The 16,047-nt window shown below is 36.9% G+C and carries 15 protein-coding genes, 2 tRNA genes and 1 other RNA gene; 12 read left to right on the forward strand and 6 right to left on the reverse strand.

The features are described 5' to 3' along the window. Nucleotides 1–81 precede the first annotated feature (81 nt). Entirely contained in the window at nucleotides 82–1,389 is a 1,308-nt protein-coding gene (locus AC1M9C_RS10190; protein ID WP_481586482.1) for a hypothetical protein, read from the forward strand. A 237-nt stretch (nucleotides 1,390–1,626) separates the two neighbouring features. Beyond that, nucleotides 1,627–2,946 carry a hypothetical protein gene (locus tag AC1M9C_RS10195; RefSeq protein ID WP_481586481.1) on the forward strand — a complete coding sequence of 440 codons (1,320 nt, stop codon included), beginning with the start codon at nucleotides 1,627–1,629 and terminating at the stop codon, nucleotides 2,944–2,946. Between the two features lie 29 nt (nucleotides 2,947–2,975). Here the strand turns inward: AC1M9C_RS10195 and smpB are convergent, their stop codons facing one another. Continuing rightward, a complete protein-coding gene (gene smpB / locus AC1M9C_RS10200; protein ID WP_035269908.1) occupies nucleotides 2,976–3,452 on the reverse strand; it encodes an SsrA-binding protein SmpB in 477 nt (158 codons plus the stop codon). Nucleotides 3,453–3,591: 139 nt separating this feature from the next. Between smpB and coaD the strand changes: the two genes are divergently transcribed. The 4 genes from coaD to AC1M9C_RS10220 all read left to right on the forward strand — a co-directional run bounded on the left by coaD (nucleotide 3,592) and on the right by AC1M9C_RS10220 (nucleotide 4,907). Continuing rightward, nucleotides 3,592–4,083 (forward strand): pantetheine-phosphate adenylyltransferase, encoded by a 492-nt coding sequence (coaD, locus tag AC1M9C_RS10205; RefSeq protein ID WP_035269911.1) that lies wholly within the window; start codon nucleotides 3,592–3,594, stop codon nucleotides 4,081–4,083. 1 nt (nucleotide 4,084) lies between these two features. Beyond that, nucleotides 4,085–4,348: a YfhL family 4Fe-4S dicluster ferredoxin gene (locus tag AC1M9C_RS10210; protein ID WP_180027945.1), complete on the forward strand. Its 264-nt coding sequence runs from the start codon at nucleotides 4,085–4,087 to the stop codon at nucleotides 4,346–4,348. A gap of 28 nt (nucleotides 4,349–4,376) precedes the next feature. Next, nucleotides 4,377–4,758: RNase P RNA component class A (rnpB, locus tag AC1M9C_RS10215), an RNA gene on the forward strand. Between the two features lie 72 nt (nucleotides 4,759–4,830). Then, nucleotides 4,831–4,907 (forward strand) — tRNA-Met (locus AC1M9C_RS10220). A gap of 57 nt (nucleotides 4,908–4,964) precedes the next feature. Here the strand turns inward: AC1M9C_RS10220 and AC1M9C_RS10225 are convergent. Then, entirely contained in the window at nucleotides 4,965–5,327 is a 363-nt protein-coding gene (locus AC1M9C_RS10225) for a hypothetical protein (RefSeq protein ID WP_481586480.1), read from the reverse strand. 202 nt (nucleotides 5,328–5,529) lie between these two features. Here AC1M9C_RS10225 and AC1M9C_RS10230 point away from each other — a divergent pair. Then, nucleotides 5,530–5,606: transfer RNA gene (locus AC1M9C_RS10230), tRNA-Met, on the forward strand. Nucleotides 5,607–5,641: 35 nt separating this feature from the next. Here the strand turns inward: AC1M9C_RS10230 and AC1M9C_RS10235 are convergent. The 3 genes from AC1M9C_RS10235 to AC1M9C_RS10245 form a co-directional block, all read right to left on the reverse strand. Beyond that, a complete protein-coding gene (locus AC1M9C_RS10235) occupies nucleotides 5,642–6,661 on the reverse strand; it encodes a hypothetical protein (protein ID WP_481586479.1) in 1,020 nt (339 codons plus the stop codon). Beyond that, complete coding sequence (locus tag AC1M9C_RS10240; RefSeq protein WP_481586478.1) at nucleotides 6,654–8,279, reverse strand: NAD+ synthase; 1,626 nt, start codon at nucleotides 8,277–8,279, stop codon at nucleotides 6,654–6,656. Before AC1M9C_RS10240 ends, AC1M9C_RS10235 begins: the two co-directional genes overlap by 8 nt. A gap of 341 nt (nucleotides 8,280–8,620) precedes the next feature. Then, nucleotides 8,621–9,109 (reverse strand): hypothetical protein, encoded by a 489-nt coding sequence (locus AC1M9C_RS10245; RefSeq protein WP_092766833.1) that lies wholly within the window; start codon nucleotides 9,107–9,109, stop codon nucleotides 8,621–8,623. 282 nt (nucleotides 9,110–9,391) lie between these two features. On the opposite strand from AC1M9C_RS10245, the gene AC1M9C_RS10250 reads away from it, so the two are divergent. From AC1M9C_RS10250 to AC1M9C_RS10260, 3 genes are read left to right on the forward strand one after another with little or no spacing between them, the layout of a single operon-like run. After that, nucleotides 9,392–10,345, forward strand: a complete 954-nt coding sequence (locus tag AC1M9C_RS10250; RefSeq protein ID WP_179997758.1) for a metal-dependent hydrolase — start codon at nucleotides 9,392–9,394, stop codon at nucleotides 10,343–10,345. Between the two features lie 15 nt (nucleotides 10,346–10,360). Continuing rightward, nucleotides 10,361–11,206: an SDR family NAD(P)-dependent oxidoreductase gene (locus tag AC1M9C_RS10255; RefSeq protein ID WP_481586477.1), complete on the forward strand. Its 846-nt coding sequence runs from the start codon at nucleotides 10,361–10,363 to the stop codon at nucleotides 11,204–11,206. Nucleotides 11,207–11,221: 15 nt separating this feature from the next. Then, nucleotides 11,222–12,799, forward strand: coding sequence for a flavin-containing monooxygenase (locus AC1M9C_RS10260; protein ID WP_481586476.1), 1,578 nt, complete (start codon nucleotides 11,222–11,224; stop codon nucleotides 12,797–12,799). A gap of 158 nt (nucleotides 12,800–12,957) precedes the next feature. Here AC1M9C_RS10260 and gltA read toward each other — a convergent pair whose 3' ends face one another. Further along, nucleotides 12,958–14,232, reverse strand: coding sequence for a citrate synthase (gene gltA / locus AC1M9C_RS10265; RefSeq protein ID WP_035269948.1), 1,275 nt, complete (start codon nucleotides 14,230–14,232; stop codon nucleotides 12,958–12,960). Nucleotides 14,233–15,273: 1,041 nt separating this feature from the next. Between gltA and sdhC the strand changes: the two genes are divergently transcribed. Both sdhC and sdhD read left to right on the forward strand, forming a co-directional pair. Further along, nucleotides 15,274–15,672: a succinate dehydrogenase, cytochrome b556 subunit gene (gene sdhC / locus AC1M9C_RS10270; protein ID WP_179997761.1), complete on the forward strand. Its 399-nt coding sequence runs from the start codon at nucleotides 15,274–15,276 to the stop codon at nucleotides 15,670–15,672. Beyond that, a complete protein-coding gene (gene sdhD, locus AC1M9C_RS10275) occupies nucleotides 15,672–16,037 on the forward strand; it encodes a succinate dehydrogenase, hydrophobic membrane anchor protein (protein ID WP_035268511.1) in 366 nt (121 codons plus the stop codon). The genes sdhC and sdhD overlap by 1 nt, the downstream gene beginning before the upstream one ends. The last annotated feature ends 10 nt before the right edge of the window (nucleotides 16,038–16,047 follow it).

Below are 16,047 nucleotides of genomic sequence, written 5' to 3' on the forward strand. Positions count from 1 at the left end.
AAATAATTATAATTAATCATCGAATAAAAACGTGCGCAATTGGACTTGGTTGCCAAAAAATTACAAGGTTTGGAGTCATTCATGACCTACATTTCAAAAAAAATAGGGTTCAATTTAGCTGTTTTAATGTCTGTTCTCATGTTCTCACCACTGGTGTGCGCTCAAACTACGATGGAAAAATTGGACGATCGGGAGTTGTCTGACATTTCTGGTCAAGCTTTATTAAGTATGAGTTACATCGACCCCAATGATGGGGCAAACAATATGCGAGGTAAAGGTGTTGGCTTTTATAAGCTTGGAATGGAAGCAGATATAGAACTCAATGCAAATATTAAGCATTTACAACTTGGTTGTGGTGGTATTAATGGAGCAGGTGGATGTGACATTGATATCGAAAATCTGAGTTTGAGTGGGATGTCAGACACCAGAGAAGGTCGTGTAGGTTCTTCAGCCAAGTTAACCAATCCATTTTTAGAGTTTGCGATAAAAAATCCAACATCGGCATCAACGCGAGAAGTTGTTGGTTTGCGTCTCAGTGCTGAAAAAGTATTAGGTTTGCTGACGCTAGGTGATGAAAACTCTGCCAAACCGAATGGTATTAACTCGCTCAGTGGTTATTTAAAAATTGACCCTAGTACGGGGATTGGACAAACTGCGGCAAGAAATATGACTTATCAAGATACTGGGAAAGTAATTAAAGCGAACATCGATGCAAGATTATGTTTTGTTCTATGTACAACAATCCCATTAGGAGTGGAGTCTAAAAATTACAATTTAGCTTTAGAGTCATCGAATGCTAACATTTTTTTAAATGGTACAACTGTTAACGGTACACGAATGAATTCTGCGCAATTGAGTGGGTATGCAGATATTAATCGTATTAATTTTGCTGGTGATTTGGAGGCAAGTTTAAATATTACTGGTGGTTTATTTAAGATTGAAAAACCAGTAGAGGGTGGAAATATTACAGGTCTTAAAGCAAACATTACCGTTAATCAGAATTTAGGATTAATACATAAAATACCTTTGAATAATCCTTTTTCTCTATCAATGCAAAATCAAGAAACTTGGTGGCCTGGAGCAGAGGTTCCTTCGAAAGTTGGATGGTGGATGGCTTTTGAGGACAGTATTAATATTGGCGATGTAACTCCCTCGGAAAAGATTCAAATCACTAATGGTGTGTTACAACAGGTCATTGACCCAATAAGTGGATATTTAACGAAATCTCCTATTCAATGTCAGGGCTTAATTGGGTGTGTTGGAGGTACTCCTTTGACTATAGGAAATATTCATTTACCGAATACAAGTGTGAATTTTCCATTAAAAGACCTCCAACTAAAAAATCAAACTTTTGCTCCAAACTGTTATGGAAATTTAAGATTCTGTTAAATAAGTGATGTGCGTGAATTTTTAGTTTGCATTTCATCGGATAAATGATTATTTACATCACGCTTTAATGTTGTGTAATGTGATGTAAGTCTCTAAAAAATATTCAATTTTGTTATAATTTCTATATTTCAACCCATTTAGCAAGTTTTTGTGCCTCTTTATTTTTTTCAGTAATTTATAGATAGTAATGCTGTTGCTTATGGATTAAGCCTGAATAAAAATAATACGGAGACTCTAATGTTGAAGAGTTTACTTGTTTCTATCAAATTGATTTTATCAACATCTTGCTTAGTGTTGATTCCTTTGTCTGCAACTGCTAATAACATTCAGAATGATTTAAAAATGATGACTGATGAAGAGTTATCTGCGACAAACGGTCAAGCTTTATTAAGTATGAGTTATATTGATCCCAATGACGGGGCAAACAATATGCGAGGTAAAGGCGTTGGCTTTTATAAGCTTGGAATGGAAGCAGATATAGAACTCAATGCAAATATTAAGCATTTACAACTTGGCTGTGGTGGTATTAATGGAGCAGGTGGATGTGATATTGATATCGAAAATCTGAGTTTGAGTGGTATGTCAGACACTAGAGAGGGTCGTGCGGGTTCTTCAGCCAAGCTAACCAATCCATTTTTAGAGTTTGCGGTAAAAAATCCAACATCTGCATCAACTCGAGAAGTTGTGGGTTTGCGTCTCAGTGCTGAAAAAGTATTAGGTTTACTGACGCTTGGTGATGAAAACTCTGATAAACCGAATGGTATTAACTCACTCAGTGGTTATTTAAAAATTAATCCCACTCAGGGTATGGGCTATACTAATGCTCGAAGTATGACCTATGCCGATACTGGTCAAACTATCGATGGAAAAGTGAATGCAAGAATTTGTTTGATTTGTATTATTGCACCTACTTTGACACTCGATTTTAAATCGAATAATTACAATTTAGCATTACAAGAAACGACTGCACCAATTCAAATTAATGGAACTACGGTCTCTGGTACTCGAATGAGTTCTGCACAATTGACAGGTGTTGCCAATATCAATCAATTGAATTTTGGTGGTAATCTCACGGCTAATATCCAAGTGCTAGGGGTGGGATTACTGAATTTGCAAAAAGAGGTCAGTGGTAACATTACAGGTTTAAAAGCCAACATTACGGTAGATCAAAACTTAGGTTTAATTCATAAAATCCCTGTAAACAATCCATTCTCACTCTCTGTTCAAAACAGTGAAATCTGGTGGCCAAATGCTGACGTTGCTGCACAGCAGGGTTGGTGGATGGCATTTAATGATTCGATCAATATTGGGGATGTAACACCTGAGAAGCGTATCGATATTACGAATGATGTGTTAAAACAAGTGGTTGGACCAATCAGTGATTATATCAGTCGAAATCCTCCATCTTGTAATGCACTTGATTGTCTGTTTGGTGACAAACTTGGTGTTGGGAATGTTCATTTGCCGAATACCAATGTAAATTTTCCATTAAAAGATTTACAACTTAAAAATCAGACCTTTGCTCCAAACTGTTATGGAAATTTAAGGTTTTGTTAATAAAAAAACCGCTCAAATGAGCGGTTTTTTTATTTATGAAAAATTCTTGCTTTATCACGCTGCCAATCGCGGTCTTTTTCAGTGGCACGTTTATCGTGTAATTGTTTACCTTTAACAAGTGCAATTTCGAGTTTGACTAAACGACCTTTCCAATAGCACGCCAAAGGTACACATGTGTAACCTTTTTGATTGATCGCTCCTTGGAGTTTCTCGAGTTCGCGACGTGAAAGAAGTAGCTTACGAGTACGTGTTGCTTCGGGAACGATATGAGTTGAAGCAGAAAGAAGAGGTTGAATTTGAGCACCAAATAAATAAGCTTCATTATTTTTGAAAATAATATAGCTTTCCGTGATACTCATGCGTCCAGCACGAAGAGATTTTACTTCCCAACCTTGTAACGCTAAACCAGCTTCAAATTTTTCCTCAATAAAATAATCGTGACGTGCACGTTTGTTAAGCGCAATAGTGCCACTATTATTTTTTTTTACTACAATCGATTTCGACATAATACAAATATTCCAAGATTAGACCTATTTTGCCTCAAACTTGGCTTGAGGTGAAGTCATTTCACTGTCAACAAGTGTGCGTGTGAATTGAGTTTTTGTTAAACTATGCGCCTACATAATAATCTTAGAGTATAAATGGATGTCTAAAACTCGTGTCATCTATCCGGGAACATTCGATCCTATTACCAATGGTCATATTGATCTTGTATCTCGTGCTGCAAAAATGTTTGATGAAGTTGTAGTTGCGATTGCAATTGGTCATCACAAAAATCCAGTGTTTAGTTTAGATGAGCGAGTTGCGCTTGCAAAATCATCGTTAAGCCATTTAGACAATGTAGAGTTTGTTGGTTTTGATGGTTTATTGGTGAATTTTTTTCAAGAGCAAAAGGCAACAGCTGTACTCAGAGGTTTAAGAGCAGTGTCTGACTTTGAATATGAGTTTCAACTTGCAAATATGAATCGTCAATTAGATTCAAATTTTGAAGCTGTATTTTTAACGCCGTCAGAGCAATACTCGTTTATTTCATCCACATTAGTTCGTGAAATTGCACGTTTGAAAGGTGATGTGACGAAATTTGTGCCAAAAGCAGTTGTTGAGGCATTTGAACGTAAGCATCAGCAAGGTTGGTAGAGTGTCTTTAATTATTACGGATGAGTGCATCAATTGTGACGTTTGTGAGCCTGTATGCCCAAATGAAGCGATTTATATGGGTGAACTGATCTATGAAATTGATCCGAATCTATGTACTGAATGTATTGGTCATTATGACCAACCCCAGTGTTCATTATTCTGCCCGGTAGACTGTATTCCTAAAGATCCTAATCATGTGGAATCTGAGGATGAATTGCTGGAAAAGTATAAAAAACTAATTGCTCAAAAAAGCACGAGCAATTGATCTCAAAGTTTGTTAAGATGCGCCACTTGAAGTGAGCCAGACGATCGCTGCTGTGAAGGTCTTCGTGACTAAAGCAGGGGAGGAAAGTCCGGGCTTCATCGGGCAAGGTGCCAGGTAACGCCTGGGAGGCGTAAGCCTACGGAAAGTGCAGCAGAGAGTAGACCGCCATTTTGCAACTGAACTTCGGTTTAGCCTAGAATATGGTAAGGGTGAAAGGGTGCGGTAAGAGCGCACCGCATGACTGGTAACAGTTCATGGCATGGTAAACCCCACCTGAAGCAAGACCAAATAGGAATCCTTAAGGTATGGCCCATACTGGATTCGGGTAGGTCGCTTGAGCATATGAGTGATTGTATGCCTAGAGGAATGATCGTTCTAGACAGAACCCGGCTTATCGGCTCACTTCAACAAATTTTGATCAAACAGTGCCGATATTACTTGACGGATACATCAATCAAGTAGATAATGCGCCCACAGTTTACGGCTATGTAGCTCAGTTGGTTAGAGCACCGCACTCATAATGCGGGGGTCACAGGTTCAAGTCCCGTCATAGCCACCATTTTTATAGACCACACTCACTAGTGTGGTCTTTTTTTATGTGTGAAATCTTGAGTTCTCATTGGCACTGAATAAGCTGAGAATCTAGCTTAATTTTTGGAAACTCTTGTTCAAATTGTGCTAAAACGGCTGTCTGATTTACATTTGAAAACACAATATTTTGCAAGCTTTCAATTTTTTGCTCACACAAATAAAGCTGTGCACAATGAAGAGCAACCGCATTCTCTTTACTCACGGCAAGTTTATGATCTTCAGGAATGACATCAATATGCACGAGCTTTTGTTGAGCACGGCTTAATTGAACTAGAGTTCGTTTTTGTTGCATGGTTATAAAATTTTGAGCATTGATCCATTGAGCGACATCCATGCGTACACCGTGATAATTCACAAATATGGGATGAATCGTTTGGCATCCGTTCACAAGGCTTAAACAGCATATGAGAATGAAATATTGAGGATTGAGCATGATTTTGATGTTATTGAAACCTTACTATTACAATAAAATCATATAATTATGGATTAATTTTGTTCAAATAAGGTTTATTTGTATAAAGGGTGATCATTAGTGCTTTCGTATGCTTGACGATACAACGATAACTTAAGATAATGCGCACACAGTTTACGGCTATGTAGCTCAGTTGGTTAGAGCACCGCACTCATAATGCGGGGGTCACAGGTTCAAGTCCCGTCATAGCCACCATTTTTATAGACCATGCTCACCGCATGGTCTTTTTTTTATTTCTCAAAATGTCCTGAGATAAGGTCAAGTGTAGATTGTGCTTGATAAAAAGGCTGAATCAAACTTTGAATTAATTGTTCTAGAATGCCAAAATCATTTAACATGGTGATAAGTTGAGGTGCAAAACGATGGGCTTCGATCACTAAATCTTCTTGAGTTAGTCCAACAGCCGTAAGTAAAGCTTGTAAACTGTAATCACCAAAATATTCATAGAACTCATCAACCACTTCTAAAATGATGGACTGAATCTCAGCGGATTGGCGTAAATTTCTCCAGGTTTCATAGACCAGAATAAAAAAATCTTCGACATCAATGGCTTCAATCTGCTCAAGCTGAGCTGAAATTTTTTGAAATTGGAGATCTGACCAAATATGTTGAATGATTTCATAAAGTTCATTTTGAGGCAGTGTGATAATTTCGCCTAATTGAACCAATATTGCATTTGCAAGTTGGGATTCTAGTTTTAACTCTAATGTTTGTTGCTGATCTTGGAGAAAATTAAAAATCTTTGATTTGACCGTATTATTTTGAACTTTATTTTTTCGAAGCCTATCCAGCCAAGGTGTATATTTTTCTAAAATTTGATTTGCTAATTGAAGACTTACTGCATGTGCCTTCTCATTACTTAAAATTTGTTGTTTTAAACCATAACGTACTTGATCTAATTCAAGAATTTTATTTAGCCATAGCCCAAAATCATGGTCAGAAATTAAATCTCCGATTAAAGCATTTGAATCCTTTAAATGAAGGTAAATACGTTGTGCAACTGCGCCAATAAACTCTAGTAAATCAGGTCCAAGATTTAATTCAAAAGCATATTTTGAAACAACAGCATGAAGTTGTTCAAGATTTACAATGTCTTTTAGTTTGATTCGATTGAACTGAGCATAAGCCTGTGAAACAAACGTGTCTAGTACAGCATTAGATTCAGCATTTAATAAATACTGTTGCGTAAACCGAATTTGCTCAAGCATAAGTGCTTGAGCAAATTGATTGAGTTGTGTCGAGTTAGACACCTGCTTTCCATCCATTTACGATTGGATAGCGGCGTTCGCGGCTAAACGCACGAGAGGATATACGTGGACCAATTGCACCCTGACGGCGCTTATATTCGTTGCGATCAACCAATCCAATGACCTTAGTCACGATATCTCGATCAAAACCTTTAGAAATAATATCTTCAAGACTCTGATCTTCTTCAATATATGCATATAAAATTGCATCAAGAACATCGTAAGGTGGTAAAGAGTCTTGATCTTTTTGATCAGGGCGCAATTCAGCAGAAGGTGGGCGAGTAATAACACGTTCAGGGATTACAGGCGTATCTTCCAAACTATTACGGTATTTTGCTAACTCAAATACAATCGTTTTATAAACATCTTTAAGTACAGCAAAACCACCGACCATATCACCGTACAGTGTGCAGTAACCAACAGATAATTCAGATTTGTTACCTGTAGATAAAACAAGATTACCAAATTTATTCGACAGACCCATTAATAAGGTGCCGCGTGCGCGAGCTTGTAAATTTTCCTCAGTTGCATCAGCAGGAGAATTGCCGAAGAATGGGTGTAATGTCTGCATAAAGCTGTTGACGATTGGGTGAATTTCCGCAATACCAAAAGTGACTCCCATACGTTTTGCCTGCTCAGTCGCGTCTTCAACACTAATTTGAGAGGTATATGTGTAAGGCATCATAACAGCTTGAACTTTATCTGCTCCAATAGCATCGACAGCGATTGCAAGGGTGAGTGCTGAGTCGATACCACCAGAGAGACCAAGAATGACACCAGGGAAACCTGAGCGTTGTACATAATCTCGTGTTGCCAAAACCAAAGCTTGGTAAATTTCTGCAATCGTATCTAATGCAGGTGCTTTGGTAGCGGCTTTAAAAGATTTAAGCTCTGCTTCATATTCAACATGAAAAAGGTCTTCTTTAAAGCTTGGTGCTTCAAGTACAACTTCACCATTTGCATTCACAACGAAACTTGTTCCGTCGAAAATGAGATCATCTTGCCCGCCTACTTGGTTGACATAAACAAGATTGAGATTCAATTGTTTAGCTAACTCTTTAAGCGTAACAACACGGTGTTGAGGCTTTCCAACTTCGTATGGTGAGGCATTTAACACAAGAACAGTTTTAACATTCAGTTTAGCAAGTTGTTGAACACTCTCAAGTGTCCAGACATCTTCGCAAATTAATACACCGAATTTATGTCCTAAATACTCAAATACAAGGTGTTGATGACCCTCAGCGAAATATCTCTTTTCATCAAAAACACTATAATTTGGTAAATTTTGCTTGTTATAAATACCTAATACTTGCCCATCTTTCATAACGGCTGCAGAGTTATAGCGTGCACCCGAATCAGCTTGATTAACAAAACCAAATACCATCACAATGTCTTTCACTTCAGCCAGTTTTTCGAAAGCTGATGCTGTACGTTTGCTTAGGCTTGGACGAAGTAGAAGATCCTCTGCAGGATAACCAATGGTCGAAAGTTCAGGAAACACAATGATATTGGCATTTTGCTGTTTGGCTTCGTTAGCGAGTTCAATCATTCGTTGAACATTGGCTTCTAAATTGCCGACAAATGGAGAGAATTGAGCAAGAGAAACTTTAAAACTATTCATTTAAACCAAGTCCTATCCTATAGGTTTATATACAGCACGTGCTGATTTTATTGGAGTAATTATTCAGCTGTGTGTATGTGATATTACATAACTGCCAAATGGCTCAAATTTACATCATTCAAACATGATAAAAGATCTTATTTTTTGCACAGCAAAAACTACGATTCATATGTATTCTATCTAAAATAAAAGTAGATACTAGCTTTTGCCATTGTTTGTACATAAAAAATTAAATCGTAATGGATTTGCGACACAGTAAATCAGATGTCAAAGCTGATATGGTGTTTCTGATTCACAAATCAATAGCTTGAATAAAAAATATTCTTTTAATTTTACAATTTTTATTGATTCAAAATAATATTCGGAATCTTTTTCAAAAATATATCTCTAGCTATATCGCCTTGTTGTTCAATGTTGTAGTCATTGAAATTTTTTTTTGGGTCAAATTTATAGGCATAAGGATTATACTTTTTGAAGGAAATAAAATACGCACTTTGCAGAAAAGCGCCTTTGAGCAAAACATTTTGTCCTTGTTGGTGTTGTAAAATATGAGTCATCTCGTGAATGAAAATTCCTTGATAGATTTTATTTTCTTTCGAATAGTCAGTTTTGAAATGTTTGTTACGAATATGCAAATAGCCCTTTGGTGCCATAAATACCGCTGAGGGTTGCCACGGTAGAAACGGATGATTCATGATTTTCACCCTGTCATAATCTATAAGATCACCAAAGACACTTTGGCTCAACGTGATTTCACCTTGGGTGAGTGATCTACATCTAAAAGCGTCAAATTTTATCCATTTTAAAATAAGTGGCATCCACAACATCATACTTATTTCTTAATCTACTTAAAGTTTATGTGACATTCAAAATATCACTATTTGGAATCATTACTTGTTAAAAATGGTGTTGACCTTTAATGATAATGAAATGGTATTTACTGATTAAAACTTAATAATTTTGTTAGACAATCTTGATGAATGAGCAATTATGCCATCTCTAAAGATTTATTATGCAAATGGCTATTTCGTCTTTTTATCTTAATTTTTTAGAAACGTCGAAGAATTCACATTATTTGAATTTATTCACTGAGATAAAAGAGAAGGTTCGCCATGTTATTAACTCAGCCACTAAAAAAAATTTCTAAATTTCTAAACGGTTCTAAATTTGATCCTGAGAATCAATCAAAAGCTATTCCAATTCGTCATATGAAATTTGATTTTGATCATCAAAAGATTGATCCAAAATTTTATTTGAATGCGGAATTAGCAAGTGCTTACTTTGCGTCACTTTCAATTTTTTTAACCTATGGTGAGGATCTCGTTATTGATACAGCACGTTATCATCGTGACTTTATTCAAGATCCATTACTTAAGCAAAGAGTGACAGCACTGATTGGGCAAGAAGCTTTACATTCTAAACTTCATGAAGAATTAAATGACGCTTTTTTAAAGGCAGATTTGCCTGTCAAATTGTTTAGATTTCTGGCGCATCACGTTTTTGAATATGGTTTTAATCGGTTGCCTCAGCCAATGAAATTATCGCTTATGGCTGGGATTGAGCATTTTACCGCAGTGCTTGCTGAATACATGATGAATCATGAGCATATTTTCTTCGAATCTCAAGATGAGAAACAACGCGCAATTTGGATGTGGCATATGCTTGAGGAATCAGAGCATAAAGATATTGCATATGATGTGTTCCAACTTCTTTCGAGTAACTATGCTTTAAGAATAGCAGGCTTTTTCCCAGCGCTTATTACGATTTTAGTGCTGATTTCTGCTGCATCCTTAATTGTGCCATTTTATCGTAAGCCATCAAATCTAATCAGTTTAAGTTACTACAAAGATATGTATCGAAGTATAGGTCTGATTTTTGGGCTAAAAGATGGTGTTTATGGCAGTTCGCTCAAACATATTTTCGAATATCTCAAACCAGACTTCCATCCGAATGATCATGACACATCAGCATTCTTAGAGTACTACAAAGAACGTTTATTAAATCCAGTGGATGGTATTTTGACACCATACTTTACGAAGGAATTCATGCCAGCTTTAAAGGTATAAGAATAAGGATAGTTCATGCTTTTTTTTAAGAAGAAAATTAAACCGAGCCATCAGGCTTATGCTGTGGTAACGGGTGCGGGAAGTGGTATTGGACGCAGTTTTGCATTGGAAATTGCAAAACGTGGTGGTCAAGTGGTGTGTGCTGATATTAATTTAGCTGCAGCTGAAGAAACTGTTCAGCTGATTTCTCAGACCACAGGGCAAAAAGCATTTCCTGAATCCTGCGATGTGGGAAAAAAGGAAGATGTTGAGCGACTGGCGAATCAAGCAGAAAACCTTTTTAATCATCCTGTGACACTTGTTATTAATAATGCTGGCGTGGGGTTAGGTGGTAAGTTTGATGAGATGACACTAGAAGATTGGCAATGGTGTATGCATGTCAACTTATGGGGCGTGATTCATGGTTGCCACTTTTTTGTACCGAAGTTTAAACAACAAGGTTATGGGGCAATTATTAATGTTGCTTCAGCAGCAGGATTTACAGCTGCACCTGAAATGACAGCTTATAACGTGACGAAATCTAGTGTACTTGCATTATCTGAAACGTTATCTGCAGAACTACATCAAGATAATATCCGTGTGAATGTGCTTTGCCCAACTTTAGTACCTACTAATATTATGAAGAATGGGCGATTACCTTCCAATTACTCGGGTTTAGCGGATGATTTATTGCAGAATCATGCATTTGTCACAAGCGATCAAGTTGCACAAAAAACCTTAAACAATTTAGATAAAGGTATTCTTTATACGATTCCACAACCAGACGCGAAATTATTTTGGTTGATGAAGCGTGCTTCACCGACCTTATATACCAAAATGTTAGGTGTAGGTTATCCATGGTTTAAGCGTTTTGTAAAATAATAGAGAGATAAAAGAATGACACTCGATAACGAATTAGAGAGCAATGCAGATTTAAAAATTCAAACTGCTGATCAATCTGAAAAAGCAGAAGTAAAAGTAAAGAAAAAAAATAACGCAGATAAAGAACTTAAAGTCGAACAATCAAAAAAGGTGTATGACACGGTTGTTGTTGGTGCAGGTATTTCCGGTATCGCTGCGGCATATAAAATGAATCAGGCAGGATATCGCGACTACATTGTGCTGGAAAAAGCGAACCGAGTTGGTGGTACATGGCGCGATAATAATTATCCAGGATGTGGATGTGATGTTCCTTCAGCCTTATATTCTTTTTCCTTTTCGCCAAGTCACAAATGGAGTCATTTGTTTGCCAAGCAGCCAGAAATCTTAAGTTATCTTGAGGAAGTGGTTGAGAAGCATCAACTGACTGAAAAAATCCAATTTAATCATGAATTAAAAACAGCACGTTGGGATAACGAGAAGGCGCAGTGGTCGTTAGAAACTTCTCAAGGAAAGTATCTAGCAAAAACGGTAATCTTTACAACGGGACCGATTACTGAGCCATCATTTCCAAAAATTAAGGGCATAGAAAGTTTCAAGGGGGTAATGTTTCACTCTGCAAGATGGAATCATGAGTACGATCTGAAAGGTAAACGTATTGCTGTTATTGGTACAGGTGCTTCAGCGATTCAATTTATTCCTCAGGTTCAGCCATTAGCGAAAGAACTCTTTGTGTTTCAGCGTACAGCACCTTGGGTGTTGCCAAAAGCTGATATGAATTTGAATGATCAAGCGAAATCACTGATCCAGAAATTTCCCGTGATTCAATCCACTTGGCGGAGCAGTATTGCCCAAATTTTAAATGGCATTAACTTTGGTTTGCGTAATCCGAAAGTGCTGAAGCCTGTGAATTTCTTAAGCAAACAATTATTGAAGTTGCAAATTCAAGATGATGAATTAAGAAAAAAAGTCACACCAAATTTTGATATTGGCTGTAAACGTCTTTTATTTGCCAACAATTACTATCCAGCATTGCAACAAGATAATGTGAAACTAATCAATGAGGGATTGGTTGAGATTGATGGGAATACGGTTGTTGCGGCCAATGGTGAGCGTCATGAAGTGGATGTCATCATTTGGGGTACGGGTTTTGAGGTATCGCATCCGCCAATTGGTAAGCGCATTTATGATATGGATGGGAAGCTCTTAGCGGATCGTTGGAAAAATAGTTCACCAGAAGCTTATTTAGGTGCAAGTATTACCAATGTACCAAATGCATTTTTGGTGTTAGGACCAAATATTCTGGTTTATGACTCATTTATTGGTATTGCTGAAGCTCAATTGGATTATATTCTTGATGGTCTACTAAAGATCAAAAAGCAAAACATTAACAAGCTTGTGATTAAAGACGACGTTGTTAAGCGACATAATCAATTGGTTCAAAAGCATCTTAAAACTACTGTATTTAATGCAGGGGGCTGTAAGAGTTACTATTTGGATGAAAATGGTCGTAACTTTGCAGCATGGCCATGGTCTCTTGCAAAATTAAAACAGCAGTTAAGCTCATTAAACTTGGATCATTATTCACAACACTGATCAAAAAAGCCTGATTTAATCAGGCTTTTTTTTTGTTTGTAGATATTCTAGATATACGAGGTTTCTATTTCATTAGGGCTGAAAACAATATTTTGTTGTTAATCAGATAATAAAAAACCACCCAAAGGGTGGTTTTTTGACTGTCGACGCAGTTCGAATTAACGAACGATATCGCGTTGAACTTCGCCAGTGTAAAGTTGACGAGGACGTCCAATCTTGTATGGGCCGCTGTGCATTTCTAACCAGTGGCTGATCCAACCAACAGTACGTGCAAGTGCGAAGATTACAGTGAACATTTCTGTTGGGATACCAATCGCTTTAAGGATGATACCTGAATAGAAGTCAACGTTTGGATAAAGGTTACGCTTGATGAAGTATTCATCAGAAAGTGCGATACGCTCCAATTCCATTGCTAAAGCTAACTGTGGATCATTGATACCTAAAGCACCAAGAACTTCATCACAAGTTTCTTTCATTACTTTAGCACGTGGATCGAAGTTTTTATAAACACGGTGACCGAAGCCCATAAGTTTAACTTCTTTAGTCTTCACTTTTTCCATGAAGCCAGCAACGTTTTCTACAGAGCCGATTTCATCAAGCATCTTAAGAACAGCTTCGTTTGCACCACCGTGAGCAGGGCCCCAAAGTGCAGAGATACCAGCAGCGATACATGCATACGGATTAGCACCAGTAGAACCAGCTAAACGTACTGTAGACGTAGAAGCATTTTGTTCATGGTCAGCATGAAGCGTGAAGATACGATCCATTGCTTTTGCAAGAATAGGGTTAACTTTGTAATCACGATCTGCTGGAGTAGCAAACATCATGTACAAGAAGTTTTCTGCATAGCTTAAGTCATTACGTGGGTAAACGAATGGTTGACCAACAGTATACTTGTAGCTCCACGCAGCAAGAGTAGGAATTTTAGCAATCAAACGGATCGCAGTAATTTCACGGTGATCAACATTTTCGATATCAAGGTTGTTGTGATAGAACGCTGATAACGCACCAACAACACCCACCATAATAGCCATAGGGTGTGCATCACGGCGGAAACCGTTATAGAAGCGGCTAACTTGATCGTGAACCATAGTGTGGTTACGAACTTTAGCGTCAAACTCTTCTTTTTGCTCAGCTGTAGGAAGCTCACCATTTAATAATAAGTAGCAAGTTTCTAAATAATCAGCTTTAGTAGCTAGTTGGTCGATTGGATAACCACGGTGTAATAGAACACCTTTATTACCATCGATAAATGTGATTTTAGACTCGCAAGACGCTGTAGCCATAAAACCAGGATCAAAAGTGAAGTGACCTGCGGCCAATACATCTTTAACGTCGATTACATCTGGGCCCAATGTGCCGCTGTAAATTGGTAATTCAATTTCTTTGCCATCAAGCTGTAATACGGCTTTTTTGCCAGTTGCTTCAGACATTCAATAGATCTCCTGTCCTGGTGAATGTTTTATCTAACCCGAAATAATCTGTTGTAATCCGTGAGTTAGACGGTTTCAAAATTTGCTCTAAGCTTAGTGAGTAGTCAAAAATTGTCAATTATACTTATGGATAAAAATGACGACCTAAAGTGACTGGTTCTAAACTCAGTTAATCAGTAGGAATTTATCTGCTTTTCACTAGCGCCGCCGTATAATAAGACAATTTCAACGGTAGTGGCATAAAAAAAAAGACAAAAACGTGCATATTTTGATGATTTAAACCAAGTAATGCTTGATTATTAATACCTTTTATCAATATGTTGAAGGTTGTTAAAAGCGATTGTTTATAGAATTTGTCTGTTTTTTTAAGATGATAGACTGAATAAATAGACCAATAATGACAATGAAATATTTTTTTTCACTTTATTTACTAATTGATTAAAAAGTGTCTAATTTATAATGTTTCATTACATTTTAAGTGGTGAGCTCAACATTAGAAAATGAAGTTTATTTTGTAATTAATTTATAAGTGCATATGATTTTTATCCTTTTTTACATTTGAAATTACTCAATTCAATTAGATAAAAAAACAATGACCATGTGAGCAATATTCATTTTTCTAATTAGTTTTAAAAGTACAAATTATTTGAGATTTAATTTTCTTTAAGTTTTTGAAAAATAAAATAAATATTATATTTCTTAAAAAAATATATTTTTGTAGTGAGTTGTGCTTTAGTCTAATTAAGACAAATCGAACATTTGAGTTCAGTAACACTAAATTAAAATAAATTGATATAAATATTAATGGCTTAGTGTTTGTATTTAAATGGAGAGATGACTTAACTGTAAGAAAGTAGATGTAAATGATTCTTATTTAAAAATAATTTATGGTTGACGCCTGCTTCGTAGGTTTGTAATTTGAAATTGCACGTTTTATAATTCCGTGTCGTATAAAGGTTTAGACAATTTATTTGTCTAACAAATGCCAGCTTTCCTTCGAATTAATTCCAACAAACTCCGGATGGAGTTTTTAACTACAGGATGCCCGCTGTGAAAAGCAACAGACCTGTCAATTTGTCCATGGGTCAAGTTTTAGACGTAAACTTAAAATCCCCTGTGGCTATTGCATCTATTTTACACCGTCTTTCAGGTGTCATCGTATTTTTACTCGTACCAGTTCTTTTATGGATCTTAGACAAATCATTGTCTTCTCCTGAGGGCTTTGCACAAGTTCAAGCTATTTTTGATAGCTTTATCGTGCGCTTCATCGTATGGGTATTTGTCGCTGGCTTAATCTACCACTTCATCGCAGGTATCAAGCATTTGCTTGCTGATATGGGTATCGCTGAAGAGTTACAAAGTGGTCGTGTAGCAGCAACAATCGCATTAATTTTATCTGCAATTGGTATCGTTGCATCATTTGTATGGATCGTACTCTAATGAAAAGTGCTACTGGTTTAACGGGTTCAGGTTCTCGCGATTGGTTTATCCAGCGTGTAAGTGCTGTAGTTTTAGCTGTTTATACTGTTGTGGTGTTTGGTTGGATCCTTTGTAATGGTGGTTTCAACTTCGAACAGTGGTACGGCTTTATGATGACATTACCGATGAAGATTTTATCTTTATTGGCAGTCTTATCTCTTGTTGCACACGCATGGATTGGTATGTGGCAAGTATTCACTGACTATGTGACGACTCGTCAAATGGGTCCATCAGCATCAGGTTTACGCCTTGTACTGACTTCAGCAGTTATTATTGCTGTATTTGCATATGCGATCTGGGCAATCCAGATTTTTTGGGCGAATTGATAGGAAACAA

Source organism: Acinetobacter sp. 24-47-39, assembly GCF_056783825.1.